Source organism: Mesorhizobium vachelliae, assembly GCF_033977325.1.
Lineage (GTDB): Bacteria > Pseudomonadota > Alphaproteobacteria > Rhizobiales > Rhizobiaceae > Mesorhizobium > Mesorhizobium vachelliae.
Window position 1 is genome coordinate 284413 of sequence record NZ_JAVIIR010000005.1, and the last position, 16688, is coordinate 301100.

The 16688-nt window shown below is 64.3% G+C and carries 19 protein-coding genes; 18 read left to right on the plus strand and 1 reads right to left on the minus strand.

Annotated features, from left to right (window positions below; genetic code table 11):
* Nucleotides 1-66: 66 nt before the first annotated feature.
* The 10 genes from RFM41_RS13635 (at nucleotide 67) to RFM41_RS13680 (ending at nucleotide 8410) form a co-directional block, all read left to right on the plus strand.
* Nucleotides 67-1059 carry a PhoH family protein gene (locus RFM41_RS13635; protein ID WP_320249496.1) on the plus strand — a complete coding sequence of 331 codons (993 nt, stop codon included), beginning with the start codon at nucleotides 67-69 and terminating at the stop codon, nucleotides 1057-1059.
* 11 nt (nucleotides 1060-1070) lie between these two features.
* Nucleotides 1071-1568, plus strand: a complete 498-nt coding sequence (gene ybeY, locus RFM41_RS13640; protein ID WP_320248983.1) for an rRNA maturation RNase YbeY — start codon at nucleotides 1071-1073, stop codon at nucleotides 1566-1568.
* Nucleotides 1569-1595: 27 nt separating this feature from the next.
* Nucleotides 1596-2672 (plus strand): hemolysin family protein, encoded by a 1077-nt coding sequence (locus tag RFM41_RS13645; protein WP_320248981.1) that lies wholly within the window; start codon nucleotides 1596-1598, stop codon nucleotides 2670-2672.
* A 12-nt stretch (nucleotides 2673-2684) separates the two neighbouring features.
* On the plus strand, nucleotides 2685-3155 hold the full coding sequence (locus RFM41_RS13650; protein ID WP_320248980.1) for a VOC family protein: 471 nt from the start codon (nucleotides 2685-2687) through the stop codon (nucleotides 3153-3155).
* A 97-nt stretch (nucleotides 3156-3252) separates the two neighbouring features.
* Complete coding sequence (gene lnt, locus RFM41_RS13655) at nucleotides 3253-4839, plus strand: apolipoprotein N-acyltransferase (protein ID WP_320248979.1); 1587 nt, start codon at nucleotides 3253-3255, stop codon at nucleotides 4837-4839.
* Nucleotides 4840-4979: 140 nt separating this feature from the next.
* Complete coding sequence (locus tag RFM41_RS13660; RefSeq protein ID WP_320248978.1) at nucleotides 4980-5402, plus strand: helix-turn-helix domain-containing protein; 423 nt, start codon at nucleotides 4980-4982, stop codon at nucleotides 5400-5402.
* A gap of 160 nt (nucleotides 5403-5562) precedes the next feature.
* A complete protein-coding gene (gene metK, locus RFM41_RS13665) occupies nucleotides 5563-6828 on the plus strand; it encodes a methionine adenosyltransferase (protein WP_320248976.1) in 1266 nt (421 codons plus the stop codon).
* Nucleotides 6825-7535 carry a tRNA (guanine(46)-N(7))-methyltransferase TrmB gene (gene trmB, locus RFM41_RS13670; protein WP_320249494.1) on the plus strand — a complete coding sequence of 237 codons (711 nt, stop codon included), beginning with the start codon at nucleotides 6825-6827 and terminating at the stop codon, nucleotides 7533-7535. Before metK ends, trmB begins: the two co-directional genes overlap by 4 nt.
* 62 nt (nucleotides 7536-7597) lie before the next feature.
* Nucleotides 7598-7897, plus strand: coding sequence for a type II toxin-antitoxin system TacA family antitoxin (locus RFM41_RS13675; protein WP_320248975.1), 300 nt, complete (start codon nucleotides 7598-7600; stop codon nucleotides 7895-7897).
* A 45-nt stretch (nucleotides 7898-7942) separates the two neighbouring features.
* Nucleotides 7943-8410: a GNAT family N-acetyltransferase gene (locus RFM41_RS13680; RefSeq protein ID WP_430691533.1), complete on the plus strand. Its 468-nt coding sequence runs from the start codon at nucleotides 7943-7945 to the stop codon at nucleotides 8408-8410.
* A 53-nt stretch (nucleotides 8411-8463) separates the two neighbouring features.
* On the opposite strand, the gene RFM41_RS13685 is transcribed toward RFM41_RS13680, so the two are convergent.
* Complete coding sequence (locus RFM41_RS13685; protein ID WP_320248972.1) at nucleotides 8464-8715, minus strand: hypothetical protein; 252 nt, start codon at nucleotides 8713-8715, stop codon at nucleotides 8464-8466.
* A 102-nt stretch (nucleotides 8716-8817) separates the two neighbouring features.
* Here RFM41_RS13685 and RFM41_RS13690 point away from each other — a divergent pair, with 102 nt between their 5' ends.
* The 8 genes from RFM41_RS13690 (at nucleotide 8818) to truB (ending at nucleotide 16539) form a co-directional block, all read left to right on the plus strand.
* Nucleotides 8818-9066 (plus strand): CopG family ribbon-helix-helix protein, encoded by a 249-nt coding sequence (locus tag RFM41_RS13690; RefSeq protein ID WP_320248970.1) that lies wholly within the window; start codon nucleotides 8818-8820, stop codon nucleotides 9064-9066.
* Nucleotides 9063-9350 carry a type II toxin-antitoxin system RelE/ParE family toxin gene (locus tag RFM41_RS13695; protein ID WP_320248968.1) on the plus strand — a complete coding sequence of 96 codons (288 nt, stop codon included), beginning with the start codon at nucleotides 9063-9065 and terminating at the stop codon, nucleotides 9348-9350. Before RFM41_RS13690 ends, RFM41_RS13695 begins: the two co-directional genes overlap by 4 nt.
* Nucleotides 9351-9505: 155 nt before the next feature.
* The gene (gene rimP / locus RFM41_RS13700; protein ID WP_320248966.1) at nucleotides 9506-10138 is read left to right on the plus strand and encodes a ribosome maturation factor RimP; all 633 of its coding nucleotides are present in this window, start codon (nucleotides 9506-9508) and stop codon (nucleotides 10136-10138) included.
* Nucleotides 10139-10184: 46 nt separating this feature from the next.
* Nucleotides 10185-11780 (plus strand): transcription termination factor NusA, encoded by a 1596-nt coding sequence (gene nusA, locus RFM41_RS13705; protein WP_320248965.1) that lies wholly within the window; start codon nucleotides 10185-10187, stop codon nucleotides 11778-11780.
* A 32-nt stretch (nucleotides 11781-11812) separates the two neighbouring features.
* Nucleotides 11813-12463, plus strand: coding sequence for an RNA-binding protein (locus tag RFM41_RS13710; protein WP_320249490.1), 651 nt, complete (start codon nucleotides 11813-11815; stop codon nucleotides 12461-12463).
* Nucleotides 12460-15039, plus strand: a complete 2580-nt coding sequence (gene infB / locus RFM41_RS13715) for a translation initiation factor IF-2 (RefSeq protein ID WP_320248963.1) — start codon at nucleotides 12460-12462, stop codon at nucleotides 15037-15039. Before RFM41_RS13710 ends, infB begins: the two co-directional genes overlap by 4 nt.
* 123 nt (nucleotides 15040-15162) lie before the next feature.
* A complete protein-coding gene (rbfA, locus tag RFM41_RS13720; protein ID WP_320248961.1) occupies nucleotides 15163-15579 on the plus strand; it encodes a 30S ribosome-binding factor RbfA in 417 nt (138 codons plus the stop codon).
* Nucleotides 15580-16539 (plus strand): tRNA pseudouridine(55) synthase TruB, encoded by a 960-nt coding sequence (gene truB / locus RFM41_RS13725; protein ID WP_320248959.1) that lies wholly within the window; start codon nucleotides 15580-15582, stop codon nucleotides 16537-16539. It abuts the gene before it with no gap.
* Nucleotides 16540-16688: the final 149 nt, after the last annotated feature.

Here is a 16688-nt window from a genome sequence, read left to right on the forward strand (position 1 = left end):
GAGAGACGGTTGAGCGCTGCCGAACTGAAGAATCCGCCCCAGAACCAGGCGTCCGGGGCCTCCGACATGGCGCACATCGTACTGACCTTCGACAACAACAAGCTTGCCAGCGCCCTTTACGGTCAGTTCGACGAGAATCTGGCCCGGCTCGAGCAGAAGCTCGGCGTCGACATCCGCTCGCGCGGCAACCAGCTTACGATCAAGGGCTCGGCGACCGCCTCCGAGCAGGCGCGCCGCGCGCTGGATACGCTCTATGGCATCCTGCAGAAGGGCGTCGACATCGGCCAGTCGGACGTCGACGGCGCCGTGCGCATGGCGATTGCCGCCGACGATCAGCTGACGCTGCCGACCCTGGAGCGCAAAGGCAAGGTGTCGGCCGCGCAGATCGCAACCCGCAAGAAGACGATCTATGCCCGCTCGCTCAACCAGGACGCCTATATGCGGGCGCTGGAGCGCTCGGAAATGGTCTTCGGCATCGGGCCTGCCGGCACCGGCAAGACCTATCTGGCGGTCGCGCATGCCGCGATGCTCTTGGAGCGCGGCATGGTCGAGCGCATCATCCTTTCGCGCCCGGCCGTCGAGGCCGGCGAGCGGCTGGGTTTCCTGCCGGGCGACATGAAGGAAAAGGTCGACCCGTATCTGCGGCCGCTTTATGACGCGCTCTACGATATGATGCCGGCCGACAAGGTCGAGCGGGCGATCGCGGCCGAGGTGATCGAGATCGCGCCGCTGGCCTTCATGCGTGGCCGCACGCTGGCGCATGCGGCGGTGATCCTCGACGAGGCGCAGAACACCACGCCGATGCAGATGAAGATGTTCCTCACCCGCCTCGGCGAGAACTCGCGCATGATCGTCACCGGCGATCCGACCCAGATCGACCTGCCGCCCAACACCAAGTCGGGCCTGGTCGAGGCGCTGCGCATCCTCGACGGCGTGCCTGGCATCGTCACCGTCCGCTTCAACGAAGGCGACGTGGTGCGCCATCCGCTGGTCGCCGAGATCGTCAAGGCCTATGACCGCGACGGCAAGCTGGCGCGAGGACTCGGCGCCGAGAGCTGATCAAAGGCCGCATGGCTGAAAACACCAAATCCTCTGCCGGAATCCCGGTCGATATCGATATTTTCGTCGAGGCAGGCGACTGGCCCCCGGAAGTCGAATTGACACGCCTCATCGATCGCGCCCTTGCGGCCGCCTTTGCCGAGACCGGCGCGGGCGGGGTCTCCGAGCTCAGCGTCGTTTTTTCCGACGATGCCCATATCCGGACGCTCAATGCCGAATGGCGCGGCAAGGACAAGCCCACCAACGTCTTGTCTTTCCCGGCTTTTTCCTTCCCGAAAGGCGGTCCTTTGCCCCCGATGCTGGGCGACATCGTGCTCGCCTCCGAGACGGTGGCGCGCGAGGCTGCCCTGGAAGACAAGCCGCTCGAGAACCATATCACCCATCTCGTCATCCATGGCCTGCTGCATCTTTTGGGCCATGATCACGAGACCGACGCCGAGGCGGAGGAGATGGAAGCGATCGAGCGCGCGGCGCTTGCGAGGCTTGCCATTCCCGATCCCTACGCGTAACAAAAAAGCTCAATTGACCTGATGGCGATGAACGACACACCAGAAACTGCCGCCCGTCCGGACGCCGGCAGTGCTGCCAAGCCTTCCGAAAAGACGGAAGAGGGCTCAAGTCCGAGTATTCCCACCGGCAGCGCGGCCGCGGAGGCGACGCATGCCGGTCCTTCTCTCTTCGACCGGGTGCTCGGCCTGTTCCGGCACCGCAATGGCACCAGCCTGCGCGAGGAGATTGCCGGGGCGCTCGCCGAAACAGCGACCGATGCCGGCGCTTTCTCGCCCGGCGAACGCGCCATGCTCAACAACATCCTGCGCCTGCGCGAAGTGCGGGTCGAGGACGTCATGGTGCCGCGCGCCGACATCGAGGCGGTCGAGATCAACACCACGCTTGGCGACCTGCTCGGCCTTTTCGAGCAATCCGGCCATTCGCGCATGCCGGTCTATTCCGAGACGCTGGACGACCCGCGCGGCATGGTCCACATCCGCGACGTTCTCGCCCACATCACCAAACTCGCCAGAGTCAAGAAGGGCCGCGCCAGGGCGAAGGCGCCGGTGGCGACCGCGCTCGACCTCGCGCAAGTCGATCTCGCGCGCACCATCGGCGATCTCAATCTGATCCGCCAGGTGCTGTTCGTGCCACCGTCCATGCTTGCCTCCGACCTGATGGGCCGCATGCAGACGACGCGCACGCAGATGGCGTTGGTCATCGACGAATATGGCGGCACCGACGGCCTCGCCTCGCTGGAAGACATCGTCGAGATGGTGGTCGGCGACATCGAGGACGAGCATGACGACGACGAGCCGATGATCACGCAGACCGGCGACGGCGTGTTCGTCGTCGACGGCAAGGCCGAGATCGACGAGGTCGCCAAGATGATCGGCGGCGACTTTGCCGCCGGCGAGCATGGCGAATATGTCGACACCATCGGCGGCATGATCTTCAACACGCTCGGCCGCGTCCCGGCCAGAGGCGAAGTCGTGCAGGCCATTCCGGGCTTCGAGTTCCACGTACTCGACGCCGACCCGCGCCGTGTCAAGCGCGTGCGCATCGTGCAGAGCCAGAAGGGCGAGCGTCAGCGCCGCCGCGCGGCTCGCACCGAGCAGGCCTGATATCGCCCTCCGATGGCGATCGACGATCCGTTCAGGCACGCGGTTCTGGGCTCGGGTGTTTTCTACAAGGATCCGCGCGCGGCTTTGGCCTGGCTCCAGGCGGCGTTCGGCTTCGAGCCGAGCATGCTGGTGAGCGACGCCGGCGGCCGGCTCCTGCATGCTGAAATGCGTTTCGGCGACGGCTACATCATCGTCGATTCCGAATGGGATGAGCATATCGCCAGTCCCGCCTCCGTCGGCGGCAAGAACACGCAAGCCGTTTATGTCCGTTTGCAGCAAGACCTTGACGCTCATTGTGAACAAGCGCGCGCTGCAGGGGCCGAAATCGTCGAGGAGCCCGCCGATCATTTCTACGGCGAGCGGCAATACCGGGCGCGCGATCCCGAAGGTCATATCTGGACCTTCACCCAGCCCTTGCGTGTGGTGCCGCGAGAAGAAGCCGAGCGGCTGAGCGGCCTGCGCATCGAGGGCTGGCACAGATAGCGCCATCGTGTATCGGCCCGTGCTTATCCGGGTTTGGATCGGGCGGTGCAGCCTGTTAAATCTCTAGCTCCCTGATTCGTGCGACTTGGGAAGCTTGATGCAGCGCTTTGCCGGCCGGATAATTCTGCTGTGGGGATGGCGGCGGTCGCTGGTGGCGTTTGCCGCGGGGGCGCTGGCAGTGCTTGCCCAGGCGCCCTACGATTTCTTCGCCGTCTGCTTCGTCTCGTTCCCGGTCCTGGTTTGGCTGCTTGACGGCGCCACGGGCGAGGCTTCCGATGGTTGGCTCCGGCGTTTGAGGCCGGCTTTCGCCACCGGCTGGTGGTTCGGCTTCGGCTATTTCCTCGCCGGCCTGTGGTGGATCGGCCAGGCCTTGCTGGTCGAGGCGGACAGCTTCGCCTGGGCCTTGCCTTTCGCCGTTGTCGGCATCCCCTTCGCGTTGGCCTTCTTCTATGGCTTTGCCACCGTGGTGGCGCGGCTGTTCTGGAGCAGCGATATCGGCCGTATCGCCGCCCTTGCCTTCGGCTTCGGCCTTGCCGAATGGCTGCGCGATTTCCTCTTCACCGGCTTTCCCTGGAACGCCGTCGGCTATGCGGCGATGCCGGTGCCGGTCCTGATGCAGAGCGTGTCGGTGACCGGCATGATCGGCATGAACGCGCTCGCCGTCTTCCTGTTTTCCCTTCCCGCGCTGGTCGCGGCGCGCCGGCATCTGAGGCTGGGTATCGCGCTCTTCGTCATCCTCGTCGCCGCCCATGTCGGCTTCGGCTATTTCAGGCTTGCCACCCCGGTGAAACCGACACGCTCGATCGATGTCCGCATCGTCCAGCCCGCGGTCGATCTCAGCGAGAAATGGGACGCTTCGGTGCGCGACCGCATCTTCGCAACCTTGCTGGGGATATCGGGGAAGGCGCCGGAAGAGGGGCATGCCAAGCCGCAGCTCATCCTGTGGCCGGAAACGTCGGTGCCGTTCCTGTTCACCGAGCGTCCGGACGCGCTGACGGCATTGGGCGACATGCTGGTCGACGGCCAGATGCTGATTGCCGGTGTCGTGCGCGAGGAGGGCGGATCGGCGAGTGCCGGCAGCCGTTATTACAATTCCGTCGTGGCGATCAACGACAAGGGCGAGATCGTCGATGCCGTCGACAAGGTGCATCTTGTGCCCTTCGGCGAGTATCTGCCCTTCGCCGATCTTTTCGAACGCTTCGGCATCGGCCAGCTCGTTGCCGGACCGATGAATTTCGCCGCCGGCAACGAGCGGCATCCGATCGGCGTGCCGGGTGGCCTGCGCGCCGCTCCGTTCATCTGCTACGAGGTGATCTTTCCCGATCTCGTCGCCGTCGATTCTGCGTCATCTGACGTAATTGTGAACGTCACCAACGACGCTTGGTTTGGCGACACGCCAGGCCCGTATCAGCACTTCAGGCAAGCGCAGATTCGTGCGGTGGAGAATGGATTGCCGCTGCTGCGCGCGGCCAACAACGGCATCTCCGCCGTCGTCGATTCGCGCGGACGCATTATCGACGCGCTTGCCGTCGACGCGCGCGGCGCCATCGACGCGCATGTGCCGGTTTCTGGGCGCGCCCTCCTGTCCGCCGAACAGCGGCGCATTAACGGATTGCTGATCATGTTGCTGTTTGCGCTGATTGCCTTCACATTGAATGTAAGGCAGCGGCTACGGGTGAATTGACAGTCGGCACATTAGAAACTCATACTGTAACGCCTAAAATTTTCTCGAAGTCGGTTGGAGGGTTCTGTTGGGGCAGGTGGCTCCGGCTTCATATGGGCGGAACAAAATAGAAAAAGCCGGAAAAATTCGGCGAGGAAAAAATGACAGAAGAGAACAAGAAGAAGCCTAATCCGATCGACATCCATGTCGGAAGCCGCATCCGGCTGCGTCGCAATATGCTTGGAATGAGCCAGGAAAAGCTGGGTGAAAATCTCGGCATCACCTTTCAGCAGATCCAGAAGTACGAAAAGGGCACGAACAGGGTTGGCGCCAGCCGTCTGCAGGCGATCGCCTCCATCCTGAGCGTTCCCGTCGCCTTCTTCTTCGAGGATGCCCCGGGCGAGGAGATCGGCGGCGGCAATCGGGGATTTGCCGAAGACTCCTCTATGGCCTTCGCCATCGAATTCTGCGGCAGTCCCGAAGGACTTCAGCTCAACCGGGCTTTCGTCAAGATCGGCGACGTCAAGGTGCGCCGCCGCATCATCGATCTGGTAAAGGCGCTCTCCGCCGAAGACGCCGATTGATTTTTTACCTATGCCGCCGGCCGCCGCCGGTGGCATAGCCGACCTTGCCTACATTCATGCCAGATCCGTCGCGCCGCTTGACGAGCAGCGCCCGGCACCGCTAACACGTGGCGCGCCAAAATCGGCAGACCTGCCGATCTTTTTTCAAGAGGGGACACCCGTGACGCGGCAGAATTATCTCTTCACCTCGGAATCCGTCTCCGAGGGTCATCCCGACAAAGTCTGTGATCGTATCTCCGACGAGATCGTCGATCTGGTCTATCGCGAAGCCAAGAAGACGGGCATGGACCCGTGGAAGGTGCGCGTCGCCTGCGAGACGCTGGCCACCACCAACCGTGTCGTCATCGCCGGCGAGGTCCGCGTCCCGGACACGCTTTTGAAGAAGGACAAGGCGGGCAACGTCCTCAAGGATGCGTCCGGCCACCCCGTGGTCAACCCGGCCAAGTTCAAGTCTGTCGCCCGCAAGGCGATCCGCGAGATCGGTTACGAGCAGTCCGGCTTCCACTGGAAGACCGCCAAGATCGACGTGCTGCTGCACGGCCAGTCGCCCGATATCGGCCAGGGCGTCGACAACGCTGCCGACCGCCAGGGCGAGGAAGGCGCGGGCGACCAGGGCATCATGTTCGGCTATGCCTGCCGTGAGACGCCCGACCTGATGCCGGCGCCGATCTATTACAGCCACAAGATCCTCGAATTGCTGGCCGCCGCGCGCCATGAAGGCAATGGCGAGGCCGGCAAGCTCGGCCCGGACGCCAAGAGCCAGGTCACCGTGCGCTATGCCGACGGCAAGGCGGCCGAGGTCACGCAGATCGTGCTCTCCACCCAGCATCTCGATGCGAGCTGGGACTCCAAGAAGGTCCGCAAGGTGGTCGAGCCCTATATCCGCGAGGCGCTTGGTGAGTTGAAGATCGCCGAGGACTGCAACTGGTACATCAACCCGACCGGCAAGTTCGTTATCGGCGGGCCTGACGGCGACGCCGGCCTCACCGGCCGCAAGATCATCGTCGACACCTATGGCGGCGCGGCGCCGCATGGCGGCGGCGCCTTCTCGGGCAAGGACACCACCAAGGTCGACCGTTCGGCGGCCTATGCGGCCCGCTACCTCGCCAAGAACGTGGTGGCGGCCAAGCTTGCCGACCGCTGCACCATCCAGCTCTCCTACGCCATCGGCGTCGCCCAGCCGCTGTCGGTCTATGTCGACCTGCACGGCACCGGCAAGGTCGAGGAATCGAGGCTCGAGGAGGCGCTTCGCAAGGTGATGGACCTGTCGCCGTCTGGCATCCGCCGTCATCTCGATTTGAACAAGCCGATCTACGCAAAGACCTCGTCCTACGGCCATTTCGGCCGCAAGGCCGGCCGCGACGGTTCCTTCTCCTGGGAGAAGACTGACCTTGCCAAGGCGCTCAAGGACGCCGTCGCCGCCTGACGCCAGCGGACGCAAAGGACCGGCCGAGCCGGGCGGCTGAAGGATTCTTCGGTCGCCGGCACGGCAAGACCATACGCCCACAGCAGGCGATCGCCCTCGAAAGTGGCCTGCGCGAATATCGGCTCGACCTGACGGCGCAAGCGCCGTCCGATCTCAAGACTTTGTTCAAGGCTGAGATTTCGGCGCTGCAGCTGGAAATCGGTTTCGGCGGCGGCGAGCACCTCCTGCATCGCGCCACGGAAGCGGCGGAGACCGGCTTCATCGGCGTCGAGCCCTTCGTCAACGGCATGGCCAAGATGATGACGGCGCTCGGCAAGGCGCCGCTTGGCAATCTCAGGGTCTATGACGACGACGCCACGCGCCTGCTCGACTGGCTGCCATCAGGCTCGCTCGACGGCATCGACCTGCTCTATCCCGATCCGTGGCCGAAGAAGAAGCATTGGAAGCGGCGCTTCGTCGGCGGCGCCAATCTCGGCCGCTTTGCCCGGGTGCTGAAACCCGGCGGCAGGTTCCGCTTCGCCTCCGACATCGACAGCTATGTGAACTGGACGCTGCTTGCCTGCCGCAATCACGGCGCCTTCGCATGGCAGGCCGAAGACGCAGCCGACTGGCACAGGCCCTACGAGGGTTGGCCCGGCACGCGCTACGAGGCCAAGGCCATCCGCGAGGGACGCCGGCCTGCTTATCTGACCTTTATCCGGACATAGTCGAGCATCTCTGTATTGCATTTGGCGCTACAGACCACTATATTTCGGGTAAGGAGACAGCTATGGCCGCCCCGGTCGAACGCAAGGAATACCCGATCTCGATGCGGCTGCCGGAAGCGGACGTGGCGATGATCGATCGTGCCGCCACCCTGCGCGGCCGGTCCCGCACGGATTTCGTACGCGATGCCGCCGTGCGCGCGGCCGAGGATGTGCTGATGGAAAATCGTCTTGTCCGCATGAGCCCGGAAGGGTTCGCGGAGTTCATGGAGGTCCTGTCAGCCTCGGCTGCTCCGGTTCCCGATATGGTGGAACTGGCAAAGCGGCCCGCTCCCTGGGAAGCTGGTTACACAGCGAAGCGCTGAGCTGTGGCCTTATCGGCCCCCGAACCGCTTGCCGCGGCTCACGATGTGTCCGGATTTTCCTGCGGGAAACCTGCGCTCGATCATTGGCTGAAAACCCGCGCCCTCTCCAATCAGGAAAAAGGCTTTACGGCCGTTCTCGTTGGCCACGAAGCCGGCCGGGTGGTTGGATATTATGGTTTGGCGCCGACTGCCGTCGTGCCATCGATCCTGCCTCGGTCGATCCGCACGGGGCAACCGCCCGACCCGGTGCCGTGCCTGCTCCTTGGCCAGCTTGCGACCGATACCGGATGGGCCGGGCGCGGCATTGGCACGGGCCTGGTGAAGCATGCCCTGCAGCGCTGCGTTCAGGCGGCGGAACTGATTGGAGGGCGCGCGCTGATGGTCAATGCGGTCGATGCGCAAGCAGCGCAATTCTGGCTGCGGCGGGGATTTCTCCCAACAAGGGACGATCCACTTGTCCTGTTTCGTTCGATCGCGGCAATTGCCGCGTCGCTCGTGGAGGCGCAGAAGTAAGGTGGGGCGCCGCCGCCCGGCGAGGATGGGACGGTCGGGCTCCCGCTAAGGAGCTAGAAACGGCCGATCCGATCGAAAGCCACCGGATCGATGCCGAGCTTCTTCAGCTCGCTGCGGCGCGGCTTGCGGCTGGCCTCGATGGCCCGCGCCGCGCTGCCAAATGTGTTGAAGAAATCACCGATGACGAAAAACAATCCGCGGTCCATATAGTTAGCTTCACGCGCCGCCGCGCGCGTCCTTTCCTTTTGCATTGCAACATAAATGGTGGCGACATGCCGATTCACCAAGGATCGCATGGCCGTCATGCGCCGCGCGCAAGGCAGCTCAAGCGGGTCCTGCCTCGCGACATGGAATTGACGAACCAATTTGGTTCCACCACATTCATAGTGAACCAGAATGGAGACAGGATGATGAGCGCCTTCACCGTGCGGCTTCCGGATGAGACTGTGGCCAAGCTCGACCAGTTGGCCGAAAAGGTGGACCGCTCTCGTTCCTACGTCGCGGCTCAAGCGATCGAGGACTATGTCGCGAGGGAAGAATGGCAACTTGCCGAGATCGAGGCCGGCCTAGACGAAGCCGATCGAGGAGAATTTGCGAGTGAGAAGGATTTAGCCAGCGTCATAGCGAAATACGTCAAGCCAGCCTCCGAACGATGAAGCGGATCCGGTGGACCCAACGCGCCGTGCGCCGTCTCGATCAGATTGGCGCCTTCATCGAAAAGGATAGTCCATCAGCCGCCGCACGCGTGGTTGCCCGTATCGTTTCCGCTGCGGACAATCTCGCTGAGCAGCCCGCCATGGGGCGGGTCGGGCGGGTGAAAGGAACCCGAGAACTGGTCCTGGCTGATATCCCTTACATAATTCCCTACCGTGTTGTCGGCGGCGAGATCGTGATACTCACCGTGATGCATACGGCCCAGCGATGGCCGCGCCAGTTCTAGGCACCCGGCGCCGCTTGTGCCTGAAGGCTTGAAACGCCGGCGGCAATCGTCTATATCAGCCTCAAATTCTTGGTCGGTATGACGAAGAGTGGGTCCACCCGGTCCCGCTCTTTTTTGTTACCCGCCGGGCGGAAGCCAAAAGCGACAGGGATCTGATGACTGCAGCGGCAAGCGAGGCCGACGACCGTATCATCCGCGAAAGCGGTATCGATGCGCGCATTGCGCTGATCGTGCAGCCGGTGCTCAAGGCCATCGGTTTCCGTCTCGTGCGGGTGCAGTTGACCGGCCAGAACGGTCTGACGCTGCAGATCATGGCCGAGCGCGAAGACGGCACCATGACCGTCGAGGATTGCGAAGAGGTCAGCCGCGCGGTGTCGCCGGCGCTCGATGTCGAGGATCCGATCGAAAAGGCGTATCATCTCGAAGTGTCCTCGCCCGGTATCGACCGGCCGCTGGTGCGCAAGTCGGATTTCACCACCTGGACCGGCCATCTGGTCAAGCTGGAAACATCGGTTCTGATCGGCGACCGCAAGCGCTTCAAGGGCAAGATCGCCGAGGCGGATGCCGACGGCATCCTGGTCGAGCGCGACAAGGCGGCCTATGGCGAGGAGCCGACGGTGCGCGTGCCTTACGATGCGATCGCCGAGGCCCGGCTGGTGCTGACCGACGATCTCATCCGCGATGCCCTGTCGAAGGACAACCGGGCGCGCAAGGAAGCCAGGAAGCGCCGCGGCGAAGCGGAAGACGCCGCCGACGGCGAGGAAAACGAAACCGAACAGGAAAGTTGATTGAGTAGCCGGGCCGTATGCCCGGCGCGAAATCGGGAGAAAGACAATGGTTGTAAGCGCCAACAGGCTCGAGCTGCTGCAGATCGCCGACGCGGTCGCGCGTGAAAAGTCGATCGACAAGTCGATCGTCATCGCCGCCATGGCCGATGCGATCCAGAAGGCGGCGCGCTCTCGTTACGGCCAGGAGACCAACATCCGCGCCGACATCAACCCGAACACCGGCGAGATGAAGCTGCAGCGGCTGATGGAAGTGGTCGAGAAGGTCGATGACTACGCGACGCAGATCGCGCTTTCCACGGCGCGCGAGCGCAACCCAGACGCCCAGCTTGGCGACTTCATCGCGGAACAGCTGCCGCCGATGGATTTCGGCCGAATCGCCGCCCAGTCGGCCAAGCAGGTCATCGTGCAGAAGGTGCGCGAGGCCGAGCGCGATCGCCAGTATGACGAATACAAGGATCGCATCGGCGAGATCGTCAACGGCACCGTCAAGCGCGTCGAATACGGCAACGTCATCGTCGATCTCGGCCGTGGCGAGGCGATCATCCGCCGCGACGAGCTGATCCCGCGCGAGAATTACAAATATGGCGACCGCGTGCGGGCCTATGTCTATGACGTGCGCCGCGAGCAGCGCGGGCCGCAGATCTTCCTGTCGCGCACGCATCCGCAGTTCATGGCTAAGCTCTTCACCATGGAAGTGCCGGAAATCTACGACGGCATCATCGAGATCAAGTCGGTCGCCCGCGATCCGGGCTCGCGCGCCAAGATCGCCGTCATCTCGCGCGACAGCTCGATCGATCCGGTCGGCGCTTGCGTCGGCATGCGCGGCAGCCGCGTCCAGGCGGTGGTCGGCGAGCTCCAGGGCGAGAAGATCGACATCATTCCATGGTCGCCTTCGGCCGCTTCCTTCATCGTCAACGCGCTGCAGCCGGCCGAGGTCGCCAAGGTGGTGCTTGACGAGGATGCCGAGCGCATCGAGGTGGTGGTGCCGGACGACCAGCTGTCGCTGGCCATCGGCCGCCGCGGCCAGAACGTGCGCCTGGCGTCGCAGCTCACCGGCTGGGATATCGACATCCTGACCGAGCAGGAGGAGAGCGAGCGTCGCCAGAAGGAATTCGTCGAGCGTTCGGCGCTCTTCATGGAAGCGCTCGACGTCGACGAGATGGTCGGCCAGGTGCTTGCCTCCGAAGGCTTCACCAGCGTCGAGGAAGTCGCCTATGTCGATTCGGGCGAAATCTCCTCGATCGACGGCTTCGACGAGGACACCGCCTCGGAGATCCAGACCCGCGCCCGCGAATATCTCGAAAAGATCGAGGCCGAGCACGACGAAAAGCGCAAGGCCCTGGGCGTCAAGGACGAGCTGCGCGATATCCCCGGCATCACCACCGCCATGATGGTGACGCTCGGCGAGGACGGCGTGAAGACCGTCGAGGACTTCGCCGGCTATGCCGCGGACGACCTGATCGGCTGGAAAGAGCGCAAGGACGGCGAGACCAAGGTCTTTCCGGGCGTGCTCGCCAGCCACGGCGTCTCGCGCGCCGAGGCCGAGCAGATGGTGCTTGCCGCCCGCAAGCAGGCCGGCTGGATCACCGAGGAAGAACTCGCTGCCGAAGAGGCCGCGGCCGACGAAACCGTCGGTGCGTGAGGTGACCACCAATCGCAAAGCCCGTGGACGAGATGAACGATCGCACTTGCATCGTTACGCGCAGGCAGGCCGAAGCGGATGAGCTGATCCGCTTCGTCGTCGGCCCGGATTCGGCCGTCGTTCCGGACATCAAGAGAAATCTGCCCGGCCGCGGTTGCTGGGTCACCGCCGATCGCCTACATATCGAGAAGGCAGCGGCGAAGAACCTGTTTGCCCGTGCTTTCAAGGCACAGGTGACCGTTCCGGCCGACATCGGCGGCATGGTCGACGGGCTGCTCTCCAGATACGCTCTGGGCATGCTTGGCCTTGCTCGCAAGGCGGGCGCCGTCGTTCTTGGCGCCGCCAAGGTCGAGGGCGCGGTGCGCGACGGGCAGGCGCTGCTTGTGCTGCATGCGGCCGAGGCTTCGGACGACGGTGTCCGCAAGATCAGTCAGGCGCGGCGGGCAACCGTCCATCTCGGCGGTCCCGCCATCCTTGCCTACAAACTTTTCCCCGAGGCCGAGTTGAGCTTGGCATTGGGGGGTACAAATGTGATACATGCTGCCGTCCTCGCGCAGGACGCGGGACTGGCGGTTGAGAAGCGCGTTGTTGCGCTCGACCGATATCGGGGCGGTACCCCGAACGATCTGGCAATGCTTGCGGCCGTTGCTGACGAAGATGATGCCGCAGAGGATGTGGAATGAACGATACGAAATCGGGCGACGACAAGACGTTGAGCGTTACGCCGAAGAAGACCTTGACGCTGAAGCGCCCCGGCCTCGAGCAGGGCACCGTGCGCCAGAATTTCTCGCATGGCCGCACCAAGTCGGTCGTCGTCGAGACCAAGAAGCGCAAGTTCTCGCTGCCCGGCGACAAGCCGGAGCCGGTGGCGCCGTCTGTCTTCACGCCGAAGCCCGCCGCTGCTCCTGTCGCTGCCGCGCCTGTCGTGCAGGAAGCGCCCAAGGCGCCGCCTCCGCCGCCGGAGCGTTCGGGCATGGTCCTGAACGAGCTATCGCGCGGCGAGATGGAAGCGCGCCGCAGGGCGCTGGAAGGCTCCAAGGCTCGCGAGGCTGAGGATCGCTTGCGCGCTCAGGAAGATGCCAAGCGCCGCGCCGAGGAAGAGGAACGCCGCAAGCGCGAGCGTGACGAATCCGCGCGCCGGCAGGCCGAGGAGGAAGCGCGCCTGCAGGCCGAGGCCGAATCCCGGCGCCGTGCCGAGGAAGAGGCTCGCCGCCGCGCGCCGCAGGCCGCCGACGTCGCCACGGCCGATGACGAGGAAGAGGCAAAGCCAAGGCGCACCGGTACCGGTGCTGGAGCCAGCGCACCGCCGCGCCGTCTTGCGACTCCCGAAGTGGCTCGCCCGGCCAAGCCGACCAAGGGCGAGGAAGATCGCCGCCGCGGCAAGCTGACGCTGAACTCGGCGCTGTCGGATGACGACGCGCGCGGCCGTTCGCTGTCGTCGATGCGTCGCCGCCAGGAAAAATTCAAACGCGCGCTCCACAACGAGCCGCGCGAGAAAGTCATGCGTGAAGTGATCCTGCCTGAAACCATCACCATCCAGGAATTGGCGCAGCGCATGTCCGAGCGCGCCGTGGACGTCGTCAAGTTCTTCATGAAGCAGGGCCAGATCCTGAAGCCGGGCGATGTCATCGACGCCGACACGGCCGAGCTGGTGGCTTCTGAATTCGGCCACACCGTCCGCCGCGTCGCCGAATCCGACATCGAGGAAGGCCTGTTTAACATCGCCGACCGCGCGGAAGATCTGGTGTCGCGTCCGCCGGTCGTGACCATCATGGGCCATGTCGACCACGGCAAGACCTCGCTGCTCGACGCCATCCGCAACGCCAATGTCGTCTCCGGCGAAGCCGGCGGCATCACCCAGCATATCGGTGCTTACCAGATCGAGAAGAACGGTCAGAAGATCACCTTCATCGACACGCCCGGCCACGCCGCCTTCACGGCGATGCGCGCCCGCGGCGCGCAGGTCACCGACATCGCCGTGCTGGTGGTGGCGGCCGATGACAGCGTGATGCCGCAGACGATCGAATCGATCAATCACGCCAAGGCGGCCGGCGTGCCGATCATCGTGGCCATCAACAAGATCGACAAGCGCGACGCCGACCCGCAGAAGGTGCGGACCGAGCTGCTGCGCCACGAGGTGTTCGTGGAATCGATGGGCGGCGAGGTGCTGGACGTCGAGGTTTCGGCGACCAAGGGCACCAATCTCGACAAGCTGCTGGAAGCCATCCTGCTGCAGGCCGAAGTCCTCGACCTCAAGGCCAACCCGGACCGCACCGCCGAAGGCGCGGTCATCGAGGCGCAGCTGGACAAGGGCCGTGGCCCCGTCGCCACCGTGCTGGTGCAGACCGGCACGCTGATGCCGGGCGACATCATTGTCGCTGGCAACGAATGGGGCCGCGTGCGCGCGCTGGTCAACGACCGTGGCGAGCATGTTCCGGAAGCGCCGCCGGCAATGCCGGTCGAGGTGCTCGGCCTTCAGGGCACGCCGCAGGCGGGCGACCGCTTCGCCGTCGTCAACAACGAGGCGCGCGCCCGCGAGATCACCGAATATCGTCAGCGCCTGGCGCGCGAGAAGGCGGTGGCCAAGCATGCCGGCCAGCGCGGCTCGCTCGAGCAGATGATGTCGCAGCTGCAGACGAGCGGGCTGAAGGAGTTCCCGCTGGTCATCAAGGGCGACGTGCAGGGCTCGATCGAGGCGATCAACGCCGCTCTCGAAAAGCTCGGCAACGACGAGGTGAGGGTGCGGATCGTCCATTCGGGCGCCGGCGGCATCACCGAGAGCGACGTCTCGCTGGCCGAGACGTCGGGTGCCGCGATCATCGGCTTCAACGTCCGCGCCAATGCGCAGGCGCGCACCGCGGCGACCGCCGCGGGCATCGAGATCCGCTACTACTCGATCATCTACAATCTCGTCGACGACGTGAAGGCGGCCCTTTCCGGCATGCTTTCGCCGGAACGGCGCGAGACCTTCATCGGCAATGCCGAGATCCTCGAGATCTTCGACATCTCGAAGGTCGGCAAGATCGCCGGCTGCCGTGTCACCGAAGGCAAGGTCGAGCGTGGCGCGGGCGTGCGCCTGATCCGCGACAACGTCGTCGTCCACGAAGGCACGCTGAAGACGCTCAAGCGCTTCAAGGACGAGGTTTCGGAAGTGCCGGGCGGCCAGGAATGCGGCATGGCCTTCCAGAACTACGAGGACATGCGCGTCGGCGACGTCATCGAGTGCTTCCGCGTCGAGATGGTGAGCAGGACGCTCTAAATTCGGCTATACTTGCCAGAGTGAAACGGGCGGCGGCCGCAAGGCTGCCGCCCAGACCCATTGTGCATTTGAGACATGGGGCGCGGTCCCATCCCGCGCTCCACGATTTCAGGACCAGAGAAAATGTCCCGTTCGACAACATCAGGCCCATCCCAGCGCATGTTGCGCGTAGGCGAGCAGGTGCGCCATGCCCTTTCCGAGACCTTGCAACGCGGCGAGATCATCGACCCGGTGATCGAGAACAGCGTCGTCTCCGTCTCCGAGGTGCGCATGTCGCCCGACCTCAAGATCGCCACCGCCTTCGTCTCGCCGCTTGGCGCGGGTGACGACAACGCCGTGGTCGAGGCGCTCAACAAGCATGCGAAATTCATCCGCGGCCGTGTCTCGGGCGCGTTGAGGCAGATGAAGTACATGCCGGAGTTCCGCTTCCGGCTCGACACCTCTTTCGACAATTTCGCGAAGATCAACGAACTGCTGAAATCGCCCGAGGTCGCGCGCGATCTCGGCGACGGCAAGAACAACGACAAGGACGAGGACTAGGTGGCGCGTCGCGGCAAGAAGAGGGGGCGGCCGGTTTCCGGCTGGGTGGTGCTGGACAAGCCGGTGGGCATGGGCTCGACCGAGGCCGTGTCCAAGATCAAATGGCTGTTCCAGGCTGAGAAGGCCGGCCACGCCGGCACGCTCGATCCGCTCGCCTCCGGCATGCTGCCGATCGCGCTCGGCGAGGCGACTAAGACCGTGCCTTACGTGCAGGACGGGGCCAAGGTCTACCGCTTCACCGTCGCCTGGGGCGAGGAGCGCTCGACTGACGACCTCGAGGGCCCGGTGACCAACAGCTCCGACCGCCGCCCGGCCGAAGCCGAGGTGAGGGCGCTCTTGCCGAAATACACCGGCGTCATCATGCAGACGCCGCCGCAATTCTCGGCCATCAAGATCGCCGGCGAGCGCGCCTACGACCTTGCCCGCGATGGCGAGGCGGTCGATATCCCGGCGCGTGAGATCGAGATCGGCCGCCTCGACATCATCGAGCATGGTGCCGACAAAACCGTCTTCGAGGTCGAATGCGGCAAGGGCACCTATGTGCGCTCGCTGGCCCGCGACATGGGTCGCGACCTCGGCTGCTTCGGCCATATCGCAGAATTGCGCCGAGTCGAGGTCGAGCCGTTCACGCCGGAGGATTTCGTCACGGTAGCCGAGCTGGAAGCCGCCCGCTTTGGCGACAAAACAGAACCGAATCCGGACGAAGCCGAGACGCCAGTCGATTTCAGCGCCATCGACGCGTTGCTTGTCGAGACGGCGGCGGCGCTGGACTGCCTGCCGCAGGTCGCCGTCAGCGACGACGCGGCGACGAAGATCCGCCTCGGCAATCCCGTCATCATTCGCGGCCGCGATGCACCGGTCGAGGCCGAGGAGGCCTGCGCCACCGCGCGCGGCAGGCTGGTCGCCATCGGCGCCATTGAGCAGGGCATGTTCAAGCCCAAGCGGGTCTTTGCCGGGTGAATCCGGTCGTCTATGCATGTCGCCCAGAAGTGTGCGGCGGTTCTGGGACAACGACATGCATCAAAACAAAGACTTAAAGCGCGTCGCCGGATTCCGTTTCAGCGCGACGCGCTTTAAGCTCTGCTGAGTGACGACGCTCCAGGGATCTC